The sequence below is a fragment of the Microcoleus sp. MON1_C1 genome (genome assembly GCF_036701945.1).
GTDB lineage: Bacteria > Cyanobacteriota > Cyanobacteriia > Cyanobacteriales > Microcoleaceae > Microcoleus.
Genome location: NZ_JAUBRO010000024.1, coordinates 3,859 through 27,387, shown reverse-complemented (window position 1 = coordinate 27,387; position 23,529 = coordinate 3,859). Strand labels below are relative to the sequence as shown.

At 47.9% G+C, this 23,529-nt stretch carries 25 protein-coding genes; 11 read left to right on the top strand and 14 right to left on the bottom strand.

The features are described 5' to 3' along the window. Positions 1 to 400: 400 nt before the first annotated feature. Complete coding sequence (locus tag QUA62_RS15225) at positions 401 to 643, top strand: hypothetical protein (protein WP_333405125.1); 243 nt, start codon at positions 401 to 403, stop codon at positions 641 to 643. A 52-nt stretch (positions 644 to 695) separates the two neighbouring features. Here the strand turns inward: QUA62_RS15225 and QUA62_RS15220 are convergent, their stop codons facing one another. Continuing rightward, entirely contained in the window at positions 696 to 932 is a 237-nt protein-coding gene (locus QUA62_RS15220) for a hypothetical protein (protein WP_333405123.1), read from the bottom strand. A 233-nt stretch (positions 933 to 1,165) separates the two neighbouring features. Then, on the bottom strand, positions 1,166 to 1,441 hold the full coding sequence (locus QUA62_RS15215; RefSeq protein WP_333405121.1) for a serine protease: 276 nt from the start codon (positions 1,439 to 1,441) through the stop codon (positions 1,166 to 1,168). Between the two features lie 337 nt (positions 1,442 to 1,778). On the opposite strand from QUA62_RS15215, the gene QUA62_RS15210 reads away from it, so the two are divergent. Together QUA62_RS15210 and QUA62_RS15205 are read left to right on the top strand one after the other, a co-directional pair. Then, entirely contained in the window at positions 1,779 to 2,354 is a 576-nt protein-coding gene (locus QUA62_RS15210) for a hypothetical protein (protein ID WP_333405119.1), read from the top strand. A gap of 294 nt (positions 2,355 to 2,648) precedes the next feature. Next, positions 2,649 to 4,550, top strand: coding sequence for a penicillin-binding protein 2 (locus QUA62_RS15205; RefSeq protein WP_333405117.1), 1,902 nt, complete (start codon positions 2,649 to 2,651; stop codon positions 4,548 to 4,550). 23 nt (positions 4,551 to 4,573) lie between these two features. On the opposite strand, the gene QUA62_RS15200 is transcribed toward QUA62_RS15205, so the two are convergent. From QUA62_RS15200 to hpsA, 8 genes are all read right to left on the bottom strand, one after another. After that, positions 4,574 to 4,720 carry a hypothetical protein gene (locus QUA62_RS15200; RefSeq protein WP_333405115.1) on the bottom strand — a complete coding sequence of 49 codons (147 nt, stop codon included), beginning with the start codon at positions 4,718 to 4,720 and terminating at the stop codon, positions 4,574 to 4,576. Positions 4,721 to 4,889: 169 nt separating this feature from the next. Then, positions 4,890 to 5,528, bottom strand: coding sequence for a prepilin-type N-terminal cleavage/methylation domain-containing protein (locus QUA62_RS15195; protein ID WP_333405113.1), 639 nt, complete (start codon positions 5,526 to 5,528; stop codon positions 4,890 to 4,892). Positions 5,529 to 5,957: 429 nt separating this feature from the next. Beyond that, positions 5,958 to 6,323: a Uma2 family endonuclease gene (locus QUA62_RS15190; RefSeq protein WP_333405235.1), complete on the bottom strand. Its 366-nt coding sequence runs from the start codon at positions 6,321 to 6,323 to the stop codon at positions 5,958 to 5,960. A 33-nt stretch (positions 6,324 to 6,356) separates the two neighbouring features. Then, positions 6,357 to 6,524: a hypothetical protein gene (locus tag QUA62_RS15185; protein ID WP_333405111.1), complete on the bottom strand. Its 168-nt coding sequence runs from the start codon at positions 6,522 to 6,524 to the stop codon at positions 6,357 to 6,359. A gap of 203 nt (positions 6,525 to 6,727) precedes the next feature. After that, positions 6,728 to 7,333 carry a prepilin-type N-terminal cleavage/methylation domain-containing protein gene (locus QUA62_RS15180; RefSeq protein WP_333405110.1) on the bottom strand — a complete coding sequence of 202 codons (606 nt, stop codon included), beginning with the start codon at positions 7,331 to 7,333 and terminating at the stop codon, positions 6,728 to 6,730. A gap of 58 nt (positions 7,334 to 7,391) precedes the next feature. Continuing rightward, positions 7,392 to 8,441 carry a hormogonium polysaccharide secretion pseudopilin HpsC gene (gene hpsC, locus QUA62_RS15175; protein WP_333405109.1) on the bottom strand — a complete coding sequence of 350 codons (1,050 nt, stop codon included), beginning with the start codon at positions 8,439 to 8,441 and terminating at the stop codon, positions 7,392 to 7,394. 65 nt (positions 8,442 to 8,506) lie between these two features. Beyond that, the gene (locus tag QUA62_RS15170; protein ID WP_333405107.1) at positions 8,507 to 9,106 is read right to left on the bottom strand and encodes a prepilin-type N-terminal cleavage/methylation domain-containing protein; all 600 of its coding nucleotides are present in this window, start codon (positions 9,104 to 9,106) and stop codon (positions 8,507 to 8,509) included. Between the two features lie 40 nt (positions 9,107 to 9,146). Further along, positions 9,147 to 14,246: a hormogonium polysaccharide biosynthesis protein HpsA gene (gene hpsA, locus QUA62_RS15165; RefSeq protein WP_333405105.1), complete on the bottom strand. Its 5,100-nt coding sequence runs from the start codon at positions 14,244 to 14,246 to the stop codon at positions 9,147 to 9,149. Positions 14,247 to 14,823: 577 nt separating this feature from the next. Between hpsA and QUA62_RS15160 the strand changes: the two genes are divergently transcribed. The 4 genes from QUA62_RS15160 to QUA62_RS15145 all read left to right on the top strand — a co-directional run bounded on the left by QUA62_RS15160 (position 14,824) and on the right by QUA62_RS15145 (position 17,569). Further along, positions 14,824 to 15,588, top strand: a complete 765-nt coding sequence (locus QUA62_RS15160; RefSeq protein ID WP_333405103.1) for a sulfotransferase domain-containing protein — start codon at positions 14,824 to 14,826, stop codon at positions 15,586 to 15,588. A gap of 394 nt (positions 15,589 to 15,982) precedes the next feature. After that, positions 15,983 to 16,195 (top strand): hypothetical protein, encoded by a 213-nt coding sequence (locus tag QUA62_RS15155; protein ID WP_242717958.1) that lies wholly within the window; start codon positions 15,983 to 15,985, stop codon positions 16,193 to 16,195. A gap of 142 nt (positions 16,196 to 16,337) precedes the next feature. After that, positions 16,338 to 17,198, top strand: a complete 861-nt coding sequence (gene aroF, locus QUA62_RS15150; protein ID WP_333405101.1) for a 3-deoxy-7-phosphoheptulonate synthase — start codon at positions 16,338 to 16,340, stop codon at positions 17,196 to 17,198. A gap of 173 nt (positions 17,199 to 17,371) precedes the next feature. Then, positions 17,372 to 17,569, top strand: a complete 198-nt coding sequence (locus QUA62_RS15145; RefSeq protein WP_190693645.1) for a heavy-metal-associated domain-containing protein — start codon at positions 17,372 to 17,374, stop codon at positions 17,567 to 17,569. Positions 17,570 to 17,699: 130 nt separating this feature from the next. Here the strand turns inward: QUA62_RS15145 and QUA62_RS15140 are convergent, their stop codons facing one another. After that, on the bottom strand, positions 17,700 to 18,110 hold the full coding sequence (locus QUA62_RS15140; RefSeq protein WP_333405099.1) for a metalloregulator ArsR/SmtB family transcription factor: 411 nt from the start codon (positions 18,108 to 18,110) through the stop codon (positions 17,700 to 17,702). 146 nt (positions 18,111 to 18,256) lie between these two features. Between QUA62_RS15140 and QUA62_RS15135 the strand changes: the two genes are divergently transcribed. Continuing rightward, positions 18,257 to 18,424, top strand: coding sequence for a metallothionein (locus QUA62_RS15135; RefSeq protein WP_333405097.1), 168 nt, complete (start codon positions 18,257 to 18,259; stop codon positions 18,422 to 18,424). 288 nt (positions 18,425 to 18,712) lie between these two features. After that, positions 18,713 to 18,973 carry a DUF7219 family protein gene (locus QUA62_RS15130; RefSeq protein ID WP_333405095.1) on the top strand — a complete coding sequence of 87 codons (261 nt, stop codon included), beginning with the start codon at positions 18,713 to 18,715 and terminating at the stop codon, positions 18,971 to 18,973. A gap of 109 nt (positions 18,974 to 19,082) precedes the next feature. Here QUA62_RS15130 and QUA62_RS15125 read toward each other — a convergent pair whose 3' ends face one another. Further along, positions 19,083 to 20,159, bottom strand: coding sequence for a metal ABC transporter solute-binding protein, Zn/Mn family (locus tag QUA62_RS15125; protein WP_333405094.1), 1,077 nt, complete (start codon positions 20,157 to 20,159; stop codon positions 19,083 to 19,085). Between the two features lie 90 nt (positions 20,160 to 20,249). On the opposite strand from QUA62_RS15125, the gene QUA62_RS15120 reads away from it, so the two are divergent. Together QUA62_RS15120 and QUA62_RS15115 are read left to right on the top strand one after the other, a co-directional pair. Beyond that, positions 20,250 to 20,969 carry a metal ABC transporter ATP-binding protein gene (locus QUA62_RS15120; RefSeq protein ID WP_333405093.1) on the top strand — a complete coding sequence of 240 codons (720 nt, stop codon included), beginning with the start codon at positions 20,250 to 20,252 and terminating at the stop codon, positions 20,967 to 20,969. Positions 20,970 to 21,161: 192 nt separating this feature from the next. Continuing rightward, positions 21,162 to 21,998, top strand: a complete 837-nt coding sequence (locus QUA62_RS15115) for a metal ABC transporter permease (protein WP_333405092.1) — start codon at positions 21,162 to 21,164, stop codon at positions 21,996 to 21,998. Positions 21,999 to 22,043: 45 nt separating this feature from the next. Here QUA62_RS15115 and QUA62_RS15110 read toward each other — a convergent pair whose 3' ends face one another. Next, complete coding sequence (locus tag QUA62_RS15110) at positions 22,044 to 22,196, bottom strand: hypothetical protein (RefSeq protein WP_333405091.1); 153 nt, start codon at positions 22,194 to 22,196, stop codon at positions 22,044 to 22,046. Between the two features lie 63 nt (positions 22,197 to 22,259). After that, positions 22,260 to 23,348 (bottom strand): WD40 repeat domain-containing protein, encoded by a 1,089-nt coding sequence (locus QUA62_RS15105; protein WP_333405089.1) that lies wholly within the window; start codon positions 23,346 to 23,348, stop codon positions 22,260 to 22,262. Positions 23,349 to 23,529 lie beyond the last annotated feature (181 nt).

The following is a 23,529-nucleotide window of genomic DNA, read 5'->3' as shown; positions in this document are numbered from 1 at the left end:
CCTAGAGTGGCACTGCACTTTACATTTCGATACATTTTTGATCGCTGATCCTACCACTGATTAGCACGATCTTGCCTGCTGCTGATCCAGCGCGCGCCCTTGCACACACAGCCGGCTGTTGCCTTGCCGGCCGCCGAGCTGGGGTTTTACTGCTAACATCGTATAGAAATATTAAAACAAATTGAAAAATTTATCTTCTCTCCCAAATGTCCTTGACTTCTTATTTAAAATGTGATATTAAATTTTTTTAAACTATTGTCTATTTGCCACTGCAGGAGGGTCAACACTGTAAGTGTTGGGCAGCAGTTAATAGTTTACCGGGAATTTTCAGGCAGGCACGATCGCCCGATCGGTAGAATTTCACCTCACGGAGGCTGGGTTTCCCCACAAATTCGGTGAATTGGGGCAATACGCTCAAACAGCCAAGGATGCTCAACTCGGTATTGAGGAATTAAAGCTAAAGGACTCAGCATGGCGACAGCAGCAAGGAATATCAGCCATGCTCAAGGCATCGCCTAGCAAACTAGCACCATCCTACCAGCGACGGTGCTATAGGTTTAAAGCAGCACTCAGGCGCAACTGGAGCGAGTTTTGGCGAGGCAGGGTTAATACCGAAGTGGCGCGGCGCCAATTGAATCACTAAACTGGCTCTAAACAGACGGGTCGATTTGCTTGCCCGCACCGATGCGAAACTCTTAGTAAACAAATCGAGTAGCCATGCGGATGCTCTCATCGAGGAAGTCTTCGACGAGCATCCAAAGCTCAACTTGCTTTCCTCTCGTCTGCGAGCCACAGTGGCGGGGAAAGAAAGCGAGACTCGATCGACAGTGCAAAATTTGCCTCAAGTCTGCGATCGCCTCCGGTTGACCTTCGAGTTGAGGCAGCAGCACTGGCACTGTCTTCAAACCTCCCGTCAGAGGCTTGAGTTTCAAAACCTCCATGCCCCGGGAGTCAAATTTTCCACTTGAAAGCTAAAGCCCTTGTAACCCAGCGCTAAGCGGACTTTGCGGCACTAAGGGGACGTACTGAAACTTTAGTAAAAGCATCAGACTACAACTAACACCCAACTTGAGACCTAGACCCCTGAGATGAAAAAATGCGAGGAGCGAACGATTTTTCACCTGGAGGCTAGGCTCGTTGGGCAAACACTCTCGGATCGCCCTAGTTAGGGAGACTTTTTAGGAGAAGGGGAAGCTGTTCCACCAGCCCCTGCTCCACCAGCCCCACCAGCCCCAGCTCCACCACTCCCAGGAGTGGACTTTGGAGATGGGGAAGAAGTAGGAGAAGTAGTAGTGCCAGCGCCGCCAGTGCCGCCAGCGCCGCCAGCGCCGCCCGGAGAGGGGCTAGAGCCACCGCCGCCAGTGCCGCCCTCTCCGCCGCAGGCGCCGAGGGCTACTGCCAAGCCCACTACCAAAGTCAAACGAATTAATCCCTTGTTCATAAAAACTCCTTAAGACTGAAAACCCATCGCAAGGAAGGGAATAGTGTACTTCAGAAACAATGCTGGCACGAATAGCTCAACGATTCGCTCGTTGATTACAATACTGCATTTATTCATAAATTTCACATAGATTATCGCTAACCAGCAAAGATTTCTTTTTTTTTGGCAAATCCTGAAGTCAAAGAGACCAGTGGTAGGATGGGTTGGTTGGCTTGTGAGGTATCTTTGGTAAGGATAACCGATCGAACCCAGATTGCCACAACTGGGGCTCTGGAGACAAAAAACTCTTAACCTCAATCAAGCTGAAGCTACCCCACTTTACGTATTGGTGAACTCTATGACCGCTGCTATCAGATCCCCGGATTCTCCCCGCTCCCGATCGACCCGCAAGCCCTCTGCTGGCCCAGCCAAAAGCAAAGTTACTTCTATTGCCCGGGCTAGGCGGGCGAAGACAGGGCCGGTATTGCCCAACTACTCGCCAGCAGACGAACAGGCTCAGGTTCGGCAGTCCGCATCGGTGCTGAAAGTCATGCCAGCTCGCCAGCAGCAGCCAGTGTGGTTGCGATCGCTCCTGCAGGCACAGCGCGCCTCCTCAGTGGCAGCACTTATGCTTTTGGGCGGTGCTCTGAGTCTCTACGGCTTGACAGTTTACGGCGAGCAGCGCTGGAGCCAGGAGTATCAAAAGCTGGAAACTCTGCGCCTCCGGGAACAGCAATTGAGTGCTTCTAGTGAAGTCTTGAAACACCAACTTGCTAAAGAAGCCCAAAATCCAGAAACCGGTTTGGCTCCGCAGAATCCTGGGGACACAATTTTCTTGCAGCCGGCCCCTGAAACTCGATCGCCCGTTGCGGCACCAAATTCTGAGCCCGCTCTCAAGAAGGGAGGCGGTGTGGAAACACCGCTGGGCTATTAAACCTGTGTCAAAGCGTAGAGCGCCCGAGGGCCTGAGTGTCCGCGGGCCTGAAAATTCCAGGATCTAATTTCCTTTTTGACTTTTTTGCAAGTCGCGATCGATTTTCTGCTTCCAACCGGAAGTTACAAATTAAAAATAATTAACACCACTTCAAAAAACAGAATGCAACTGTAGGTGTGAGCCCAACCTTGATAGGGACTGCTCATTCCCAAGTCGTGAATTTTATATTTTAAGATTTAAGTTATAAATTATAACTTCTAAAACGCTCTAACTTGCTATTGAATTTTTAATGCCATGAGCTACGACCCCCGTTTTGACCGCTACAGATCGCCGAATTTCAAACGCACAAAACAGGCAGGCGCTCGCACAGGGTGGGAAAAACCAGCCAAACCTAGATCTTCGGGCAGTTTCGGCCGATCGCCACAACAGACGGCTGCATCTTGGGGGCGGCCGGTGGAGCGTTTAAAGCGCAGCAAGTTCCGTTTGTGGGCCGTGTGGGCCGTGTTGATGCTGGGGGGGCTGGGGCTGGCTGTGAATTTGTTTTATTTGCAGGTGACGCGAGCTCCGGCGCTGCGTAAACAGGCCGAGCAGCAGCAAACTCTCAAAACGAAGCCGTTTGTACCGAGACGCCCGATAGTTGACCGCGCAGGGAATGTTTTGGCGATCGACAGAGAGGTGTACACGCTCTACGCTCACCCGAAGTTGTTTAACCACTCCAAGGCGGAAATTGCTGCTACATTGGCTCCGATGCTGGCGCTCGAACTGAGTCCGGGCACTACGTCGGAAACTGAATTGATACGCAGGTTTAATCTTGCTGAAAGCGGTATTACTATTGCGGAGTCTCTGCCTCAAGAGGTTGCCGATCGCGTCGCTCAGATGCAAATTAAAGATAGTCTGGTGGATGGCTTGGAGTTGCTGCGGCAGCAGCAGCGTTTTTACCCGCAGCAGGAGTTGGCGGCGGATATCCTCGGTTATGTGGACGGGGAACGGAAGGGACAAGCTGGGGTGGAATACAGCCAGCAGAATTTGTTGGAACGATCGATGCCGTCGATTCAGTTTAGCAGGTCGAGCAATGGGAGTTGGGTTCCCGATCGGCTGACGGCGGGATTTGTGCAGCTTGATGATTTGAAATTGCAATTGACGATCGACACTCGCTTGCAGCGGGCTGCCCGAACTGCGCTTAAGGAAAAAATGAAGGAACACGATGCGAAGCGGGGCACGGTGATTGTGATGGATGCCCGTAACGGGGAATTGCTGTCAGTTGTAGCGGAACCTTCTTATGACCCGAATCAATATTTTAATTTCGATTTGTCGCGCTATAAAAATTGGGCTGTAACTGATGTTTATGAGCCTGGTTCGACTTTTAAAGCGATTAATGTGGCGATCGCTCTGGAAGCGGGTGCGGTGAAACCTAATAGTGTGTTTAAAGACGAAGGTCGGATTTTCATGGATGGCTGGACTATCCAAAATTCCGATTACAAACAAGCAGGGGCGCGCGGCCCTTCGACTGTTACTGAGATTTTGAAACATTCTAGCAATGTGGGGATGGTGCACGTAATGAGAAGTATGAAAGCTTCTCTTTACTATCAAGCTTTAGAAAAACTCGGACTCGGACAAACTGCGGGAACTGATTTGCCTTTTGAAGTAACCAGTCAGCTTAAAAATCGAGAGCAATTTATTAACTCTCCGGTGGAAGTTGCTACTACGGCTTTTGGGCAAGGTTTTTCGATTACTCCGATGCAGTTGGTGCAGCTTAACGGCGCTTTGGCTAACGGTGGCAAGTTGGTGACTCCTCACGTTGTGCGGGGACTTTTTGATAGGGACGGTGAAGCTTATTGGAAGCTTCCGAGGCCGGTTCCGAAGCAGGTTTTTTCGCCGGAAACTACTAAACAGGTGTTAGAAATGATGGAAACTGTGGTTGATGGTGGTACGGGGAAAGCTGCACAAATTCCTGGGTATCGGATTGCTGGAAAAACGGGTACGGCTCAAAAAGCTAATGCTGGTGGGGGTTATTCTGACAAGGCGATTATTACTAGCTTTGTGGGGATTATGCCTGTGGAGGCTCCTCGGTATGTCGTTTTGGCGGTGATTGACGAGCCTAAGGACGGTTCGGGGGGGACGGTGGCGGCGCCGATTGTGGAGTCGGTGATGGAGTCGCTGATTTCTATTGAGAAGATTGCGCCGAGTAAGAAGTAGTTGATTATATCTGAGATGTGGCGTCAGGAATTGACCTCGAAGATAACGATCAACAACAGGGCTATTGAGGACGTGGCAATGCCCATTGCTGTCAAATTAACGTACAACCAATAGTCCGGCAGGGGTTGAAACCCCTGCCTCAAAGCTAAAGTCGTCTGAAGACGACTCATGAGTTCTTCAGTCCTCTTTGAGAGGACTTTAGCTATAAGCCCGGTGGAATTCATTCCCTGGCGGACTCGCGGACTGGCAGATGGTTGGCTGAGGTTGACACGCCTTGGGCACTGCCGTGTTCTGATTTCGGGTAATATCGTTTTCCCTGACGCACCCTACATCAGTGACTCAGTAACAATATCTTTTGTCTTGAGCTTTGGGTTGTCTTTGGGAGATGCGTTTATGGCCTAGGAGAGTGGAAATGATGATGCAGCGTTGGCTGTTTCTTAAGTTGGGATGATATAACGTTAGGGTTCCTTTGGCTCTTATACTCGTTAGGGTGCAGTCGTGGTCGCTTCGGGATACGGGGCAACCTCGATGGTTGAACATGACTCGCCGGATTGTACCGTTTTCTTTTTGCTCGTTGTTTTCATTTACTGGGAGTAGTGTTGTTTCATATCCTCCTTTGTCGTTGATAAGTGTATCTATTTGAATTTGCGGTTCTAGGTTTTTCCATTGACTGACTGGGACTTGGGCTGGGGAAATGTCGGCGGGGTGAACTGCTATTTGTACATTTTCTCCTACTGGTTTGAAGCTGGCTTGCCATGAAACTTTGTCACGTTTGGCGTTGCTGTGTGCAAGTTCCATTGCCCAATAAGCTCGATCGAGCGATGCCTTTAAACGCTGGTTGTTGATGAACATCAGCCAGGAGGGGGTGACGATCGCACTAAATATTCCTATGATTAAAATAATTATCAATAGCTCAATCATTGTAAAACCTGCGGCAGGTGTAGTGGCTCTGCCTTTGAGCGTTTTATTTATTGACACGTAGATGCACTCCCTGATATTTAGCGGGCAAAAAAAACAGCTAGGAGGAGCTATTTTTTATTGGCTATATTTTAACTTTTGGGTTTGGGGAGTGCATAGATCGGTATTTACTGAAAATTTATGCAAATTTAAGAAAGCGGGTAAGGAAACGGTTGTCAGGAAACGGTTGTGCGGTTTCCCTACAGCAATTTTGTCATCGCCCGATCGCATAAATCGCCCGATCGCATAAATCGCCAAATCGCATAAATCGCCCGAAGGTATGTTGTTGCGCTCGATTCGCTCTTAATCTTAGAAAAGAGCGAATCGAGCGCAACTACATCTAAAATTTAACTTTTATTTGTGACTGTTGGTCTTCGTCCTCACCAATTTCAAAAAGCGGGTAAGGAAACGGTTGTGCGGTTTCGCTACTGCAATTTTGTCATCGCCCCGCTAAATTTGCGCTTTTACCCAATATCGAAAGGCTTTCATGGCGACGTTTCGGCCGGCTGTTTTGCTTTGTTCTAAATACTGGGGGATGAGTTCGGTGATGGGGAGGTTGGGAAACTGGAGACTGCGATCGGACTGTATGTATTTTCCATTTTGCAATACGCCCATTTGCAGGTTGCGGCCGTTGTAGGGCCACAATTCGGGAACTCCTAATGCTTCGTAGTTGTTGAACAGAGTGCGGGAGGTGAGCTCGATTTCTATGGCTAAATCGGGAGGTGGGTCTGTTTCTAAGTCGATGCGGTTTTTGCCTCTGACTGCGGCTTCGTTTTGGATGTAAAAACAGGTATCTGGTTCTACTCCTTCAGCGATGTTTTCATTTTTGAATGTGGTAGAACCCAGAGGTCAAAATTCGATGTCTAATTTTTTAAGGAGAATTTTTACTAAGTCGCTAATCAGGACTTTGGTAACTTCGTGTTCCATTAGCGGAACCATGATTTCTAATGTTGCTTTGCTGTATGAAAGTCGGGATGCGTGACTTTCTCCTAATTCTGTTAGTAGGGTTTTAAACATCGGCCAGCTTATGTCTTTTAGTAATAGTTAATTTCCTGGCTGGATGATTATTTGTTTTAGTTCTAGCTACATTTTTTGACAGTTTTAAGAGGATTTGAAATATAAAATAATTTAAGTTAATATTTTTTAGCAAGACCGAACTTATGCGGAATTGCTGTTAGAGATTAAGATTAAATTTATTGAAAGCTACCATCGACAGCCAGTTAGTTGCATTCTGTTCCTTCAGCAGTTCTCATTCCTCCTATGAGAGTTTCTACCCTCGCGCACTGCTTAGCACCACCGCGAGATGGAGCAACTGTGACTACAAACTGAGTTGTGGAGGGATTGCCTTGGTAGTCAAAAACGAGCGATGATTTTTTAGGATCTGTAGAATCAGGTTTATTAAAGGTAAGCGCAATAGTGCCGGGCTTAATTTCGCCTCCAGCATTTAACGTCTGCGTACTACCTCCCGTAGGTAGTGGGGGGCTAAATGTAACTGTTGGTGGGTCAGCTACCGGATTAGCTGCCGGATTAGGATCGTAATGGAATGTAACTGTGACACTGCTCTTAGTTCGCTTTGCTTCGCTTTGTGCCAGTCGTAATGATTGGAAAACGCGATCGTTCACAGTGCGAACTCTTTGTCTGTTGATGAATGCCTCCCAGCTTGGAGCGGCGATCGAGCTGAATATACCTATGATTAATGCTATCACGAGCACTTCTAAAAGGGTGAATCCTCCATCGCTTTTTCTGGATGCAGTTTTGTTGAAATTAGGGCTGGGCTTGGCAGCCGAGTTATGCAAAAGTTTTAATAATATTGGTGGGGTTTTCATGGTAATCTCCTATTGTTTCTCAGCCGACTGCGATTGGGAAATGTGTTTCATACCTAAGTTACTTTCCTAACGAACCTAGCCCTTGTACTTGCACGGTTGCTGTTGGGAAATATGCCGATTTCTTGGCGTCATAATCAGCATCAGTTTGAATGCGGCGCAGGCTATTTCCTCGGATAGTAACTCTGGCTACATTTCTTTCTGTATCAACACAAGCGTAGAAGCTGTTGATCTCGTTTGTTCTATCTGTTACTTTTAGAGTGTCTTCTTGAATTGGGGAGGTTGTAGATCCTGTTTGGGTAGTGGGGTTCCCCAAAGCGGTCCTACATTCATCCCCTATTAATTTCGGCTCTTTGCCGTAGTCGAGGTAATTAACTAATACTTCACCAGACCCCAAATCCTCGTTTGATGCCGTCACATTCTCCAGGGGCTTACTGAGGTCAAAACGTGGATTGTAAGCTAGACTGCGTTTTTGTCCTGGCTCTACCGTAGCATAGTAAGGATCGGTAGCTGGACTTACTGCTTTAGGGTCTTTCAGCCCGTCTCGAATTTGATACCGAACTATACGGGTAGGACAATTGGCTCCTGATGGTTGACACCAAATAGATGCAGGATTGTTATCATTAATCTGATAGTAGGCGACTAACGATAAAACATAGGCGTCATTACATGGTGTATTAGTCTTGCAATTAGTTGGGTTAGGAGTGTCCGCGGCTGTTGGACTAACGGGAAGAGCCTTTGGCTGAAGCTGTCGCTTCCAAAATACGAGAATTGGAGTTCCTGCAGGCTCGGTAGTAGGTCGAAGCAGGCTGTTGCTGTTTTTAAGAGCCGTAATTCCATCGTTATCGTAAATATAAATAGCTTGGCTCAAATCTTGGGCGATGAAATCAACGGCCGCCTGAAGGTCTTGCTCGGTATTTGACTTGACTTGTTCCCTCCTGTCGGTATTGAGCATATCGACTACAAAACCGAGCATCGGCGTAATGATTAAAAACGCCATAATTGCTCCGACTAATAGCTCAACCAGAGTCATGCCATTTTCTGTTTGAGCTGGCCCGGAGCGGTTTTTCTGGTGCTGACTTTTGAGAAGCAACCTGGGTAAAGTTTTCATTTTGACTATTTCCTTTGTCAAATGGGGGGGAGCGATTTTAAATTTAATAACGGCGACTTTGATTATTACTTACAGCCACCGGTCCGATCGCACAATGATTGATAGGCGGAGGTACCTCCTCGTGTAGTAGGGGGAATCTCCGTTTGCATTACCACCAAAGGCGCTTGGGGATTCCCAAGAGCGGAATTAGCGACTGATTGCTGTTTAGTTGTCATCGTACCCGGGAACCCATCGGCTCTGTAAACGCGAACAGTCAAAGCATAGCCTGTGTCTGTGGGCTTAACACCAGTGGGACGAACACCCTGAACGTAAAAGTCTTTTTTACTACCATCACTACAGGGGGGAGTTCCACCATCCAAGTCAACGCAATACAAGCCACTAGAGCTTGTAGGAGGCGCAGAATTTTCAACAGGAAAACCTGCTGGGCTTTTTGGATCATTAGGTCTGATCGCCCCCGTCCTGAGAGCGTCGATGTAAGATCTCGCCGCCTGGGTGGCCAGTTCCATCCGCCGCGCTTGTACGCGAGTCGCTACTGAGTAAGCCATCACAGGGGCGATCGCGATCATCAGCACCGAAACTACAATCATCGCTACCAATGACTCGATAATCGTGTAGCCACCATCTCGTGACTGGGATAAATTTTGGTGTTGTTTTTGCTTAGTCATAAATAGGACTCCAGTAATTGCACGGCGGAAAGTTAGAGGGTTAAGCGGGGCATTGAGTTGTATTGGTAGGATCGACGGTTTGGGTAGCCGGCGTAGCAGCAGTGTTGTCCGTGACTCCGCACATCAAAGTTTTTACCCAATCGTCATTGCGAGGTACTTCGCGGAAATACTCCGTCGGCTTAGTCTTGGGAGGAGTAGTGAACTTTTGGGTAAATAAGTCAGGTGGCTGAGATAGCAAGCCCACGTCATAACCCCAGTTCCGGGTGGGCGGGGTGAAGTATGGAATTCTAGCTGGGCCGTTCGTCGTGTTATATGTAATTAGTTCCTCACTACCAGTAAGACGAGTAGGTGCTGTAGTAGGACTGGCGGATGTGGAAAACAAAGTGGCGAGCTTATCGACTGCCGCTGTCGGATAGCCATCAGGCAAAATTGGCTGATAGGGTGCGGTACTATAAGCGCTGCGGTTTTGCTGAATGAAAGACCCTTGGACGTTATTAGAAATTGAAGTAAAAGAAGCTGCTGGTCCGGTGCGCCAGAGTTCCAAGTATCGGGGCAAGTTTTGCAAACCGCCGTTAAAGTCACCCGACGCAGTGTCTAGCGCCCTCGAAGGAGTGTCGCCTGCTCCAACAATCAGATTGAATGTAGTCTCTACAGCCTTGGGTATCCACCCTGTTTCCTGTACGGGTTTAGTACCTCGGGGGTCGTATGATGGGCCTGAGCCTGTTACTGCTGTTACCCCCATGAGCTGCGGAACTGGCACCAATAGCGGCTGCGACCCCCGATAGCTGTACGTTGCTGGCGGTACTGTTACTGCTGGTAATGGTACAGTGCTTGCTGCTGCGAGAGTTGGTAGAGGTACTTTGTTGCCGTCTGTAGCGCCGGCAGCAGTAGTGTTGGTGTTGACCCGATACGGAAGATTGGTAGCATTGTAAACCACATTACTCGCACTATTCACTGCAGCAAACCACAGAGCGTTATTGCCTCTGACAGCGCCGAGACCTGGTGCGATATTTCCTCCATTAATCCCCAGAGGCTGTGGATTGGCGGGGTTTATAGGTCTCTGAAAAGCCACGCGGCGGGCGAATCGCTGCAATGCCGGCAATGGGGGATCTACCGTCGAGCCAGCTTGAAAAGAAGCGCCAATAGGGTTAGGTGCGACATAAGGCGTACTGGGCGCAGTGGGTGCCGTTCGCTGTGCTCCCGGTGTCAGATCGACAAACCAGTCGGCATCCGTACACTCAGAAACTGGCAGTTTTGTACAAACTTCCATCAAATACTCTGGGAAAGGCCCCCGCCGCTGGACGGGAGTGACAAAGTTGTTGAAGTAAGAACTTGTAATGGGGGGAGAGGTGGTGGTACTGGCGTAGGTAGCGTCTGTCACAGTTACCGCATCTGCTGGCGCCTTTAAATTGCCATTAGCTAAAAACGCTCCGCTGGACAGTCCGTTAGTAACAAAGTTGTTGTTGAAAAATCCTTGCTGTCTGCGGGGCAATACAGCAGCAGCGCCCGCATTATTTCTCAGGTCAAAATCTCCCTCGTTGCGGAAGCCAAAACGGTAACTTTGCGATAGAAGGTGGACTGCATCTGCCAGCACAGTTGCCTGTCTCCAAAAGTCGCCGTCCTTACACTTCGGGAGCCTCGGATCGCCCGCACGACAGGCAAAGTTGTCGTTTAGGGCAGCGCGGGAGTAAAAATTTCCCCAACTTGGTTGCGTCAGCTCATCAGTAAACTCTTCCACTTTGACCAAAGTGGGTGTACCACCTGGAGGAGGAGTCGGGATGGTGCCGTGAAGGTTAAAGAATCCTTTGATGTAAACTGGCAAATTCGATACCAAAATCAGCCCTTTTTCTCTGACTATATCGTTTATGCTCGTTGGTGTTGTGGGGGTGGCGCCACCGCGAAATAGCTTCTGACCATTAATCAGGACTATGCCGTTAGGCTTGCGCGTGGGATCTAACAGGCTGTCTGTAGGACTTTTTCTTTTGCTGCTGTCAGGATCTTCTCTATTGCTGCGATCGGGCAATGCGTCGTCCCGGGTAGCATAAATAATCCCGCTGTTCGGCAACAACCACTCGGTCGTACTACCTTTAGGTCTGTTGCCGCGCAAGAGTTCGATATCTAGCTGAGTAGCACGAATTTCTAGAGGTTCTCGTTCTTCTAGAGATTGGTTGTAATTCCCTGTTAATTTTGCTGCTGCGCTTGTACCCACTGGACTGCTGAGGGTAAAGGCTTCGTTGACGATGGTAGTCGGGTCGTCCCGATCGACCGCCTTGACTTCTCTCCCGTTCACAAATGCTACTTCTTGAATAGCCCCGTGAGGAATCAATGTGGCATCGGGAGTGAACGAGGCGTCACCCTCAAGTATTTTTAGGGCACAAATCGTTGAGTCAATAGCAGCTTTTTGTGCCAAAGTGCGACTGGCTTCGGGCACTTGGAGAGCCGATCTCAAAGGCCCGTTGGCAAACCGACCGTCGGGGAATACTAAGTTGGCTTGATTAGCCAAAACTGCATCGCCACCACTCAGCAAGCCATTAGCCCCGATAGCGGAAACACCCGGTCTGGCTGTTGGAGGGAATGTGTAGGTGATGCCGTTGTTGGAGCCGATAAATGCCTGCTGTGAACCCACTCCTGCCTGTCCGCTGACATCGGGTAGGCTTCCCGTTGTGATGTTTTTTGCTGTGGAAGCGTTGCTGGGGTCGTAGTAGCTGCTGACGCAGGCATAGGGTTCTTGATTTGGTTGGGTTGCTGCTAGTGGGTCGTAGGCGCTGTGTTCGTAGTGATACACTGCTGTTGCCCGCATCCGCAAGTCGCCTTTGGCAAATTTTTTAGTGTTGGTTTCAACAACAAAATTAGGACTTGAGTCTGGGTCTGGCAAGTTCGTGCCGTCTGCAGTTGCTGTTGTCGGCCAAGCCATCCAACCAGGGGCCCCGGTGCCATTATTATATACTTGCGACCCCGGACCCAGCGGTGACATTGGCATGGAGTCGGGCCAGACGACTGGGTACTTCTCTTCAACACCAGTTGCCGGGTCGTCGTAAGTAGCGGGAGCTGTTACCAAATTACCACCAGCATCTATCCACTTAGGCGGCGGTAGGAAGGAATTAGTGCGATCGTAAACTCCTGCACTGGTGATCACGCGCAAACCGCCAGTGCCATCGACTGCTGTTTTAGGTATTTGGGCTGCTGATGCTTCCCAGAAACCGTCTTTGAAAGGAGTTGCGGGGTTATCTTCCCCTAAACCGTTGCCGCGGTCTGTCGCCCCCACGTCAGCAAGTTTGGTCACTTGTGTTGTGCGGGTGCGTTTTACGGTATTATCATCTTTCCATGTGGCTGCGCCGTCAACTTCTTGTGTGTCATTGCTACCGAGAAACTTGCTGCCGTCCCACCGCAGTGCTGGCAAGTTGTTGCCGATAATGACTCGATTGCCCAATTCCGGTTCGCTGTCAGTGGGTTCTACGTTTGCGGGGTTGTTGGCTGGCGGCAGATTGGGTTCCAGAGTAAGTCCAGTCGCTCCGGCGACAGCACCTACCGTCGCAGTTCCTTGGGTAGGAAAGCTCCAGTCATCTGGGGGTCTGAGAGTGTCCCCACTGCCTTGAAGGTAAGAACCCCCAGACACTACTCCTCCGTCACTTCCGAGGGGTGCTTCTGCAAAAGTAACTTTCCGCAGCCGATCTTTAAAATAGGATTCTAAGGCATCTTTGCGCGACAGGTTCGTAGGAGAAAGCTGCGCTCGTTGAACGGATACTGGGTCAGTTGTTGGAGCTGCTAGCGTTTGAGCTGCTACTAGCGCATTTAACCGCTTGGAATAAGCGTCGCTGTTGTAAAGTACCTGAAGGCTCTTTTCTTTTACAGATTGAGTTGCGGTTGCAATTGCTGGCGGGCTTACATTTGGTTCCGGGTCGCTAGTTTTTTTGAAAAGATGTACATCCACGGCATTGATCTGGGAAGTGTTGGTAGTATTCCCCATCCATCCATTAACAACATTGCCTCCAATCACTATTTTGCTATTTTCTTGCTCGTAAAAACAAGATTTCTTACTGCTGACTTGATATAGTCGTGTCCTATTTAGCCCATTTAAGTTGGTAACGAACAAATTACTATTTGTGAATATCCGCCCGTTTAGATTGAACTCAGGCCCAGGCGATATATCCAAGTCGTCTTCATATACAACCGCGTTGTTGCTGAGGGGAAGGAGACTTTGGTCTTGCTGGTATTCCAGAGCGGATATGCTGGTAGTTCCTGTGAACGGTTGATACTTGCTGGTGTCTAAGCCGTTTCCTGATATATCGGTCGATGTAATCGGTACATTAACCGTGTAAACAAAGAAACTTTTTTTAAGTTTGCCGTCTATTCTGTACCAGCCAGATTCACCTACCAAACTAGCACTATTACCTGCCGCCGCCTCGCATCCTTCTTTCAATACCCCAAGCGACATCGGTGGCGTTCTTGCTTCCAGCGGTTTTCTTTCCCTCGTGAAGTCGCCTGCATTAGCACCTCCTTTAATCCGGGGGGGGCTGCGAAAGAATATGCCGTAGAGGGTAAAAGTGTCAAATTTACCATCGTTATTTGTATCGACAGGATATCTCCAAGCAGTATTTATAGATTCATTTGTTTCGAGATTAAAACCTGGATCTGTAACTTTAAGGTCGGGAGATATGGCTGGAGCAGAGTCTAGGTTAGCTTTAAGTTTTAGGCGCTCTTCGCCCCCAAATGTATACAAATCTGGGTTTGTAGGAGTTGGGGTGGCTGGGTAAGATGACATCGCCAGGTACAATTGTTGATCGGAGGGAGTACCCGTCACAGGCCGGCCTTCACCCAGCACATATTCAATTTTCGCTTTTGCCCGATCGAGCGCGGGAGTGGCGGCCGCCAGCACCTGCTGGTTCACGCGCACGTTACGCGCCGTATTCGCCCGATCGAACGATCGCAGCGTAATCGCGACTGTCAACAAAATCACTACCAACAACACCATCGTCACCGTCGGCAGCACAAACCCCGCCATCGGTAGTCTTGCCCTGCGGCCCATAGCCATCAGCGCTTGCAGCATTGCTCTCATCAGCCGCTTCGCCCCGGATCTGGTAACACCAGCAATCCGCCGCAGCAGGGACACGATAACTTTGGATAATTTGCTCTTAAACATTGACGCCTTCCTGAATAATTTCAGTGATGGTATTGCAGGTAGTTACTGCTCGACAGTACAATCCCATCTTTATTGTTCCCATTTTTTGCAACTTGCATATCACCCTGTTGCAAAAATTTAAATCTGTACTTTGGCTGAAAAATAAAACCCACAAACCCCCAACCAAAACCACCGCCAATCATATATTTCTCAGCGAAAGATTTGCCCAGCAAGGATGAGAGTTCCCTAACTCTACTCTAATCGAGTTAAATTGAAATGTCAGTAACAAGAGGGAGAGTGAATTAGATCACCCCAAAACAGTGATCGCGATCTTATCCGACATATTGCCCAGCCCTTGCAGAATTTATTTGTGTACTCGCCTTGCTAGCGGTTTCAATCACCGCAATCTACAATCAAGATCGGGCAATGGAATTATGGTTAGGCGTATCGGTGCAATCCAATCTAAATTGGGCGATCGAATTGGCGTAATGCCCCCAAGTGCGATCGAATTTCCGTAATTCCCCCAAGTGCGATCGAATTTCGGTAATGCCCTCCGGGGCACTGTCAGTACAACTGCAAAATATAAAACATACAACCCATGAAACAAACTCCCAAACCCCCAGACTTCATCATCATCGGTGCCCAAAAAGGCGGAACAACATCGCTTTATGCCTATCTCACCGAACATCCCCAAATCGCCCATGCCACCGAAAAAGAAGTACATTATTTTGACTTAAACTTCGACAAAAGCCCAGACTGGTACTATGCCCAATTTCCCCTGCCCAAAAACGGCCCCAAAAAAATCACCGGAGAAGCCAGTCCTTACTACATATTTCACCCCCACGTTCCCCAGCGAATTTATGATTTATGTCCCAAAGTTAAAATCATCGCCCTGCTGAGAAACCCAGTCGATCGCGCCATATCCCACTACTATCATTATATCAGAATAAAATACGAATCTCTCTCATTAGAAGAGGCGATCGCCGCCGAGCCCGAAAGACTCAAAGGCGAAATGGAAAAACTCCTAGCCAACCCCAAATACTATAGTTACGAACACCAACACCACAGCTATCTAGCCCGCGGCATTTACGCAGATCAACTCCCAGCCTGGATGAAACTTTTTCCCAAATCACAAATTTCAATCATCAAAAGCGAAGACTTGTATAGCAACCCAGCGGAAATCCTCAACAGCGTCCTCGAATTTTTAGGCTTACCGCCTCACCAACTAAAAACCTACGGAAAGCTCAACTCCAACGAATATCCCCCCATCAGCGAGACAGTATACGAGCAATTGAGAGCATATTTTCGATCGCACAACCAAAGACTAGCCGAATTGTGCGATCGAGATTTCGGCTGGGATTAATCAATCTCTCTCCCTTGCATCACAGTATCGTTCCCCCTCGCATCTCCCTTAATAAGGGGATAACGGGTTAAATTTGAGTGCTTCTTGTTCCCCCCTTATTAAGGGGGGTTAGGGGGGAGCTAAACTGCGCTAGAAACGAGATATAGATGAGGACTTTAAATACTCATGCCCCCCTTAATAAGAGCCGTTAGGGACTATTGAAACGAAGCTATAAACAAGACATATTCCTGATTAAGGGGCCAAAAGAGCGATCGAACTCCACCTTACTACTTAGCCCCTCGATCCCCCCTAGCCCCCCTTAACAAGGGGGGGACAAGAGCGCCCACTCTACAAAACTTTTGGAAAAAATAACTTGACATCCCCCTCTCCCTGTGCTAGCTTGTCCAATAGTATTGTGTTTAATCCACAAATCGCAGCACCTCAACTATGTTCACAGCCAACAGCTATTTTTATTTTTGGTACAGCCAAGTTCGCCCGGAGTGAATTGGCAATTCACTGTGAACATCCGGGCGAACCGCAGATTAACACCTGCGGTTTTGTTTTTTCTACTTCTTTTCCCAACAACCAATCGAGTACAAGCGAAAACAGCAATGACATTATTCAGTAACTGGTACTACAGCTTTTATTTTTGGCCCAACAAAAGTTCTGGGTAAATTGTCGCGCTGTCTTTTCGCACCAACCCGGAACTCCTAAAAGTTCCGGGTTTTTTGTTGTCAACCACCCACATAAATTTCCAGGAAAATACCATCATGTTAGAAGCCAAACTCGTAACCAAATCTCATCCCGAACACCAAACAATTGTCAAACTCTCAGAAACAGTCTCAGTCGGCGGCGAAGAATTATTAATCATCGGCGGCCCCTGTACCGTCGAAAGTTCCGCCCAAATGGAAACAGTCGCCCGCCAACTATCCGCCGCATCGGTGCAAGCTTTGCGAGGCGGAGTCTACAAACCCCGCACTTCTCCCTATGCTTTCCAAGGGATGGGAATTGAGGGACTAGAAATTTTAGCCGATGTCAGCCGGCGTTACAGTTTGCCCGTCGTGACAGAGGTAATGTCGATCGCCCAAATCGAGCCAGTTGTCACCTATGCTGATATGCTGCAACTAGGCAGTCGGAATATGCAAAACTTCGAGTTACTAAAGGCGATCGGTCAAGCCGGAAAACCAGTCCTGCTAAAACGCGGCTTGTCAGCCACAATCGAAGAATTTGTGATGGCCGCCGAATACATTCTCAGTCACGGAAATCCTCATGTAGTTCTCTGCGAAAGAGGCATCCGCAGCTTCGACAATTACACCCGCAATGTATTAGATTTAGGTGCAGTGGTAGCGCTGAAACAGTTAACTCATTTGCCAGTAATTGTAGACCCTTCTCACGCCGTCGGCAAGCGAGAATTAGTCGCACCACTAGCCAAAGCAGCGGTTGCTTGCGGTGCAGACGGATTGATTATTGAGTGTCACCCGCAACCCGAAAAATCGGTTTCTGACGCGCGACAAGCTCTTTCTTTGCCAGATATGGTAGATTTAGTTGCGAGTTTGCGGCCTGTAGCCGCAGCCGTTGGGCGGTGCATACCCGAGATTAATTTGCCTTCACAGGTATTAAGTTTGAAGTGATATTTGTAGGAGATAATGTATAACTTTTAACGTCAAACTCTCAAGTCGGTTTTAAGCGAATTGAGCTTTGAGGCAGGGGTTTAAACCCCTGCCTCAATCGGGAAAAGCGCGTGTTTCACGAATTTAGATTAAAATAAAAAATAATACTGTCATCTACGAAAATTTGCTGAATTATGGCAATACTACTTAACGTTCCCTCGATCGTCTGCTCCGGCTGCGCTGATACAATTACCAAAGCCATCAAAACTGTTGACTCCGATGCTACTGTCAATGTGGATGTCGCAGCTAAGACTGTTACAGTTGAAGCTCAAGCTTCTGAAGAGTCAATTTCACAGGCGGTTGTTGCTACGGGCCACACCGTCCAAGATTGATATTGAGTTTGGTGAGGGCGGGTTTACGAGATTATTGGTCTTAGGCCGAAATTATTGGTAAAAGCCGCCCCTACACAATTTGAAATCCATTATCAATGCCCTGTTTGGCCACTGCCCCTCGCCCAAAAGCTTAATCGGCTTCGTCTAAGTGTTCGGCGACTGCTTGGTAAAGTTCAAAAACGTGGCGATCGAGTAAACTATAAAAAACTTGTCTCCCAACCTTGCGGTAACTTACCAACCGCATCGCCCGCAACGCCCGCAACTGGTGCGATACTGCTGACTCGCTCATACTCAACGCCGCAGCCAAGTCACACACGCACAGTTCTTGTTTTGCCAATACAGATAGCAGCCGCAGGCGGTTCGCATCTCCCAAAAGACTGAAAAACTCAGCCATCCGCTGGGCTTTTGCGGTGTTGAGAACTTGTGTTTGGATGTCCCCGGCCCGCCAACAGTCAACTAGGTGCGATGGATCGCACGTTGGTGTATCGTTTTGTGCGTGAGGCTGACTTATCGCTCCATTAACAGCAGAGTTGGGTGACATCTTTTCCCGCCTGGTTTTAATTCTCATTTTCATTTTAGTGCGATCGACAAACCTTTTGTAACAAAACTTTTACATTCCCTTGACTAATATCTGAATATATGTTCAGATATTAGTATAGACAAACAACCCCACCAGGAGAATTTAAAATGACTACCGCCACCCAAACAAAATGTGCCTGTCCTTCATGCTCGTGCGTTGTCAGCCCCAGTGAAGCCATTGAAAAAGACAGCAAAACATACTGTTCCAGCGCTTGCGCTGACGGCCACCCCAACGGCAGCGGCTGCGGCCACACCGGCTGCGAATGCCACAAATAAATATTCGGCTGCAAAAAAGATTAATCAACTACTCTAAGATATATCGAAAGGGAGATGCGAAAAGCGCATTTCCCATTTTTTTGCTTTTAGGTTAAAGAAAAGTTAAAATAAAGCTAAATTAAGGTTAAGATTGCATTAATAGACTCAATACAGAGCGAAAAAGCACAATTGCTACTTACGCCATACAATAGAAGCAAGTTAGCGCCGCGATACTGAGTACCAATAGTGCTATTAAAAACAGAGACCGAACCAAAAGCTGACTACCAAAAGTTTAATTAGGAGGGGGCAATGAAAGAGCGGGAAGATTTTTTACATCCTCGCAATCGTTACTACGGTGATTTCACGCCAGAAAACTTGGCGTTTAATGCCAACTTGCAGGAGTTTGCTCAGAAAATAACTTATATTTGCTCGCTCGAAACTGGGGGAAAAATTAGCGCTGAGAAAGCCTATAAAGATATTAAGGCGCTTTGGAAAGACTTAAAATCCTCTAAGAAGCAATTGGGAATTGGCCAAAAACCCCCCAGTACCGAGGAGCCAAATTCACCTTAAAGTTATCGCTGCAAACGCAGCGTTTGGAATCGAAAACCCCTGCGATTGGGAGCGCTGCGTTTTGCTGTGTACCCCGCAAATGTAAGGTGCTTGCTGCACTTTAGAAATTCTATGGTTTGGGATTTGGTGCTGTTTCTCCTGCAAAGGAAGTACAATTGCCACCGAGGCCAGAAATAATCGCGCAAGTATTATTTTTCAGCATTCCCTGATATGTATCAGCGCCAGTGCCCGGGCCGCCCAACTCGTCGCTGTAAAGTTCCTTGTCGGAAATTTCGACATTGGCCTCCCTCGCCACAGTCTCCATCAACTTCGGATTAGTTGTAGTTTCGGCAAAAATTGTCGGCACTCCTGCGGTCTTAATTTCTGATGACAATTCCGCAATTCTTGCGGCGGTGGGCTGTTCCTCTGTCGTCACACCCTGCAAAGCTCCAGCAATCTCCAAACCGTAAGCATCGGCATAGTAACTCAGAGCATCGTGAGTTGTTACTAACTTGCGTTTTTCTGCGGGAATAGTCGCAATCTGAGCTTTTATCCAAGTATCTATTTTTTGCAACTCATCTGTTAAGCTTGCTGCATTTTTTGTATAAAGTTGAGCATTGTTGGGGGAAACTTTGATCAATTCATCGCGAATTGTTTCTACCATGCGCCGACCATTTTGAGGATTATGCCAAACGTGAGGGTCAGGGACTTTTTCGCCTTCTGCGTGGGGTGTATTTTCCGCTTTCTCTTCACCGTGTTCGTGCTCGTGTTGACTCATCAGCGGTTTGGCAACGGCGACTTCGTGGACGGCGATTTTGGGCGCTGGATTACTGCTGGATTGAATTAATTTAATGATGCTGGGTTCGTGGTTGTAGCCACCGTATAAAATCAGATTTGCTGTTTCAATCGCTTTGCGGTCTTCCGGCTTGGTTTGATAGGCGTGAGGGTCGTCTCCCGGCTTGATCAGACAGGTGGTGTCGATCGAACTTTGAGCGATTTCTTTAGTTAGGTTGCAGATAACACCCGTCGTAGCCACGACTTTGGGCAAGTTGCCGCCGGGACTGGCTTGAGTTTGAGTTGTGGCGGGACTCTCTGGCGCCCGATTGCTGGCGTTCTGTCCTCCACTGCACGCAACCACTCCGCAGCCAATTGCCAAAACAGCCGTACCCCACAATCTGCCGGTTTTTCCAGCCAAGTTCTTTAACATTTTCACCTTTGGAACGATAATCGTTATTGCTTTTTCGAGTTATCCTATTCTAGTAGCTACGAACAAGAATCGTTCTCAAAATCTCTAATTATGCTAGAAGTGCAAGACTTGGCTGTCAATTATCGCGGAATTGCGGCCCTCAGCAGCGTGAATTTCCAGTTAGATCCCGGACAATTAACCGGTGTGTTCGGCCCCAACGGCGCGGGGAAAAGCACGATGGTGAAAGCGATGCTGGGATTGATCCCCACCTGTCGGGGTTTGGTCAAATATCAGGGGCGACTGCTGAAGGAACAGTTGTCGCGGGTGGCTTATGTGCCGCAGCGATCGCAAATTGACTGGGATTATCCGATTACGGTGTGGAATTCGGTGATGATGGCGCGAACTGTCCAGACTGGTTGGTTTCGATCGCCGTCGAAGCAGTCGCAAGAATTGGTCAAAGCTGCTTTGCTGCGGGTGGGAATGTGGGATTTGCGCGATCGGCAAATTGGCGAACTGTCTGGCGGGCAGCAGCAGCGGATTTTCTTAGCAAGGTCGATCGCCCAACAAGCCGATTTATTCTTTTTCGACGAACCTTTTAACGCGATCGACAAAGCAACAGAAGAGATTATTTTCGATATTTTTGCCGAACTCAAAGCTGAAAATAAAACATTGCTAGTAATTAGCCACGATTTAGGCGAAACGTTAAAACAGTACGACAATTTATTATTGCTAAATAAGCAGTTAATTGCAACTGGTTCCTGCCGGGAAGTGCTCACCGCAGCCAATATTCAAAAAGCCTATGGATACGATTTAAGTTTAGTTTCAGCGTAAGCAAAAAAAGATTTATCTTTAAAATTGATTGTGGAACGGGCGTCCCGCCTGTGCAGTTGATTGTGGCACGGGCGTCCCGCCTGTGCAGTTGATTGTGGAACGGGCGTCCCGCCTGTGCAGTTGATTGTGGAACGGGCGTCCCGCCTGTGCAGTTGATTGTAGCTGAAAAAATCCTATTATTGACCTAATTCAATGTTAAACCTACTAATTGAGCCACTCAAATTCGAGTTCATGCGAAATGCGATCGGCGTCGGCATTTTGCTAGGAATTCTCTGCGCGGTTGTCGGCTCCTACTTGATTGTACAGCAAATGGGAATGATGGTTGACATGATTGCCCATTCAGTATTAGCAGGATTGCCAGTAGCTTTTTCTTTAGGTTTCAATATTTCAATCGGCGCCTTTATATCGGGAATTATCAGCGCGGTAATTATGGCGTGGATTCAATCCCAATCTCGTCTAAAAATTGATGCTGTGATGGCATTAATTTTATCTACATTCTTAGCAATTAGCGTCACGCTAATTAGCCTGTTGCGGACAACCAAATTAGACTTAGACGGCTTTTTGTTCGGGAATATCTTGTCAGTTGCACCTGCTGACGTGCAGCAGACTTTTGTCATAACTTTGATTATTTTGGTAGCGGTTAAACTCCTTTACAAAGAATTGCTATTTTATACTTTTGATCCGCTGGGGGCGCAAGCGTCCGGTTTGCCTGTAAACTGGATTTATTTGGGGATGATTTCGGCGATTACGCTGACGATTGTTGCGAGTTTGCAAACTGTGGGGGCGCTGTTAGTAATTTCTCTGTTAATCGGGCCGGGAATAACGGCGTATTTGTTGGTAAAAGAGCTACATTTAATGATGGGATTGGGAGCAATTATTGGAATTACAGCTAGCGTAACTGGTATGTATCTCAGCTATTATTTTAATATGCCGTCTGGGGCCGCAATTGTATTAGTTATTTTTGGGTTATTTTTAGGGGCTTTGCTGTTCAGCCCCAGTCAAGGAATTTTGACAAGAAAGAGAGGATAACAGTCCTAGACGCACTCTATCTGTTGTGCGATTGCGAGGTCTAGTTTACCTTCGTTCCACATTTAGTAGAACGGGTGTTTCAGCAGGTGGTTTTGGTCGATAATAGTGTTGAGTTGTTCGAGAAATTGCTGCTGGGTGATAATTGTCGATCGCCTTTGAGGATAGTGCAGCCACTAAAATGGTATTGTAATTTAGCATTTTGTCAAGACCAAGTTTTCAATTTTTATCTTTTGGTCAAACAGGTGCGCCCGTTATGCCAACTTAGCGCCGCCCGAAGCCTTGGCCGCGCATAGACTTGGACCAAACCAGCAATTCACCTCCACAGCCGCCCGCGACCAGAAACTGGCCTTCGGGATGCCATGCCAGACAGGAAAAACCGCCCTCTGCACCTTCTAGAATTTGCAGCAATTGTTCTGCTTCAGACCACAAACAAACTTGACCGTCTGCGGCTGCGGAAGCTAATAAAAATGTGTTAGGTTGAAACGCGATCGCATTTACCACATTTTCATGCACCTCTAACGCCCAAGAATCCCAACCGACTCTTTCATCAGCGTCTCTTTCCCAGACAGAAATGCCTTGAGAACTCGAAGCAGCTAACAAAGGTGCACCCAAAGAATTAGTTTTATCCGACCAAGCTAACTCCCGAACCTTCCCCGGAAAACCCTGCATTACCCACGGTTCAAAATTGCCCCATTCATTAACAATTAGAGTATTGTCCATATTGCCGCAAGCTAAATATTCCCCTTGTGGCGACCAAGCAATTGCACCTGTTGCAGAGGGTACTGATAAAATTTCCGGGTCTTCGTCCCAGTCTTCGCCATGCCAAACTTTGACGCCTTGATAGCCGCTAACTGCCAGATATTGAACCATAGGATGCCATGCTAAATCTAAGATAGATGATGAATCGAAATTCAGCGTTACTTCAACAACCTTATCCTCAGCATTCCATACTTGAACGTAGCGGCCCATACTGAAAGCTAACTGGTTGCAGTTGGGACTCCAAGCTAACTTGTCAACCCAGACACGCTGGTTATCCAAATCAGCAATCAATTCCCCAGAATTAACGCGCCAAATTCGCACTTTTCCGTCTTGTCCGCCCGCAGCTAGGAATTGACTGTCGCGGGAAAAAGACAAGCAATCGGCTGATTTACCCGTGGCAGTTTGTAGCGTTTGCAAGGACAATTCATTAACTGCCCCTACTGCCGCCAGCATCACTTCGCCTGCCGCAGAACAGACTGCTAAAGTTGTACCATCCGGCGACCAAGTAACAGCAGTTACGTAGTCAGACAGCATTTCTTTAGCGTGAAATTGCAGGGTTTGTTCACTTTTATTGGTCTTTTTGTTAGCCATATTTATTGAATCTGAGATGTTGCACTATTCTTAAGAACGGGCAAGATGCCCGTTCCACAAGAGATGAATTTTATTCCTGTGGAACAGGCATCTTGCCTGTTACCTTCCACAAGAGATGAATTTTATTCCTGTGGAACAGGCATCTTGCCTGTTACCTTCCACAAGAGATGAATTTTATTCC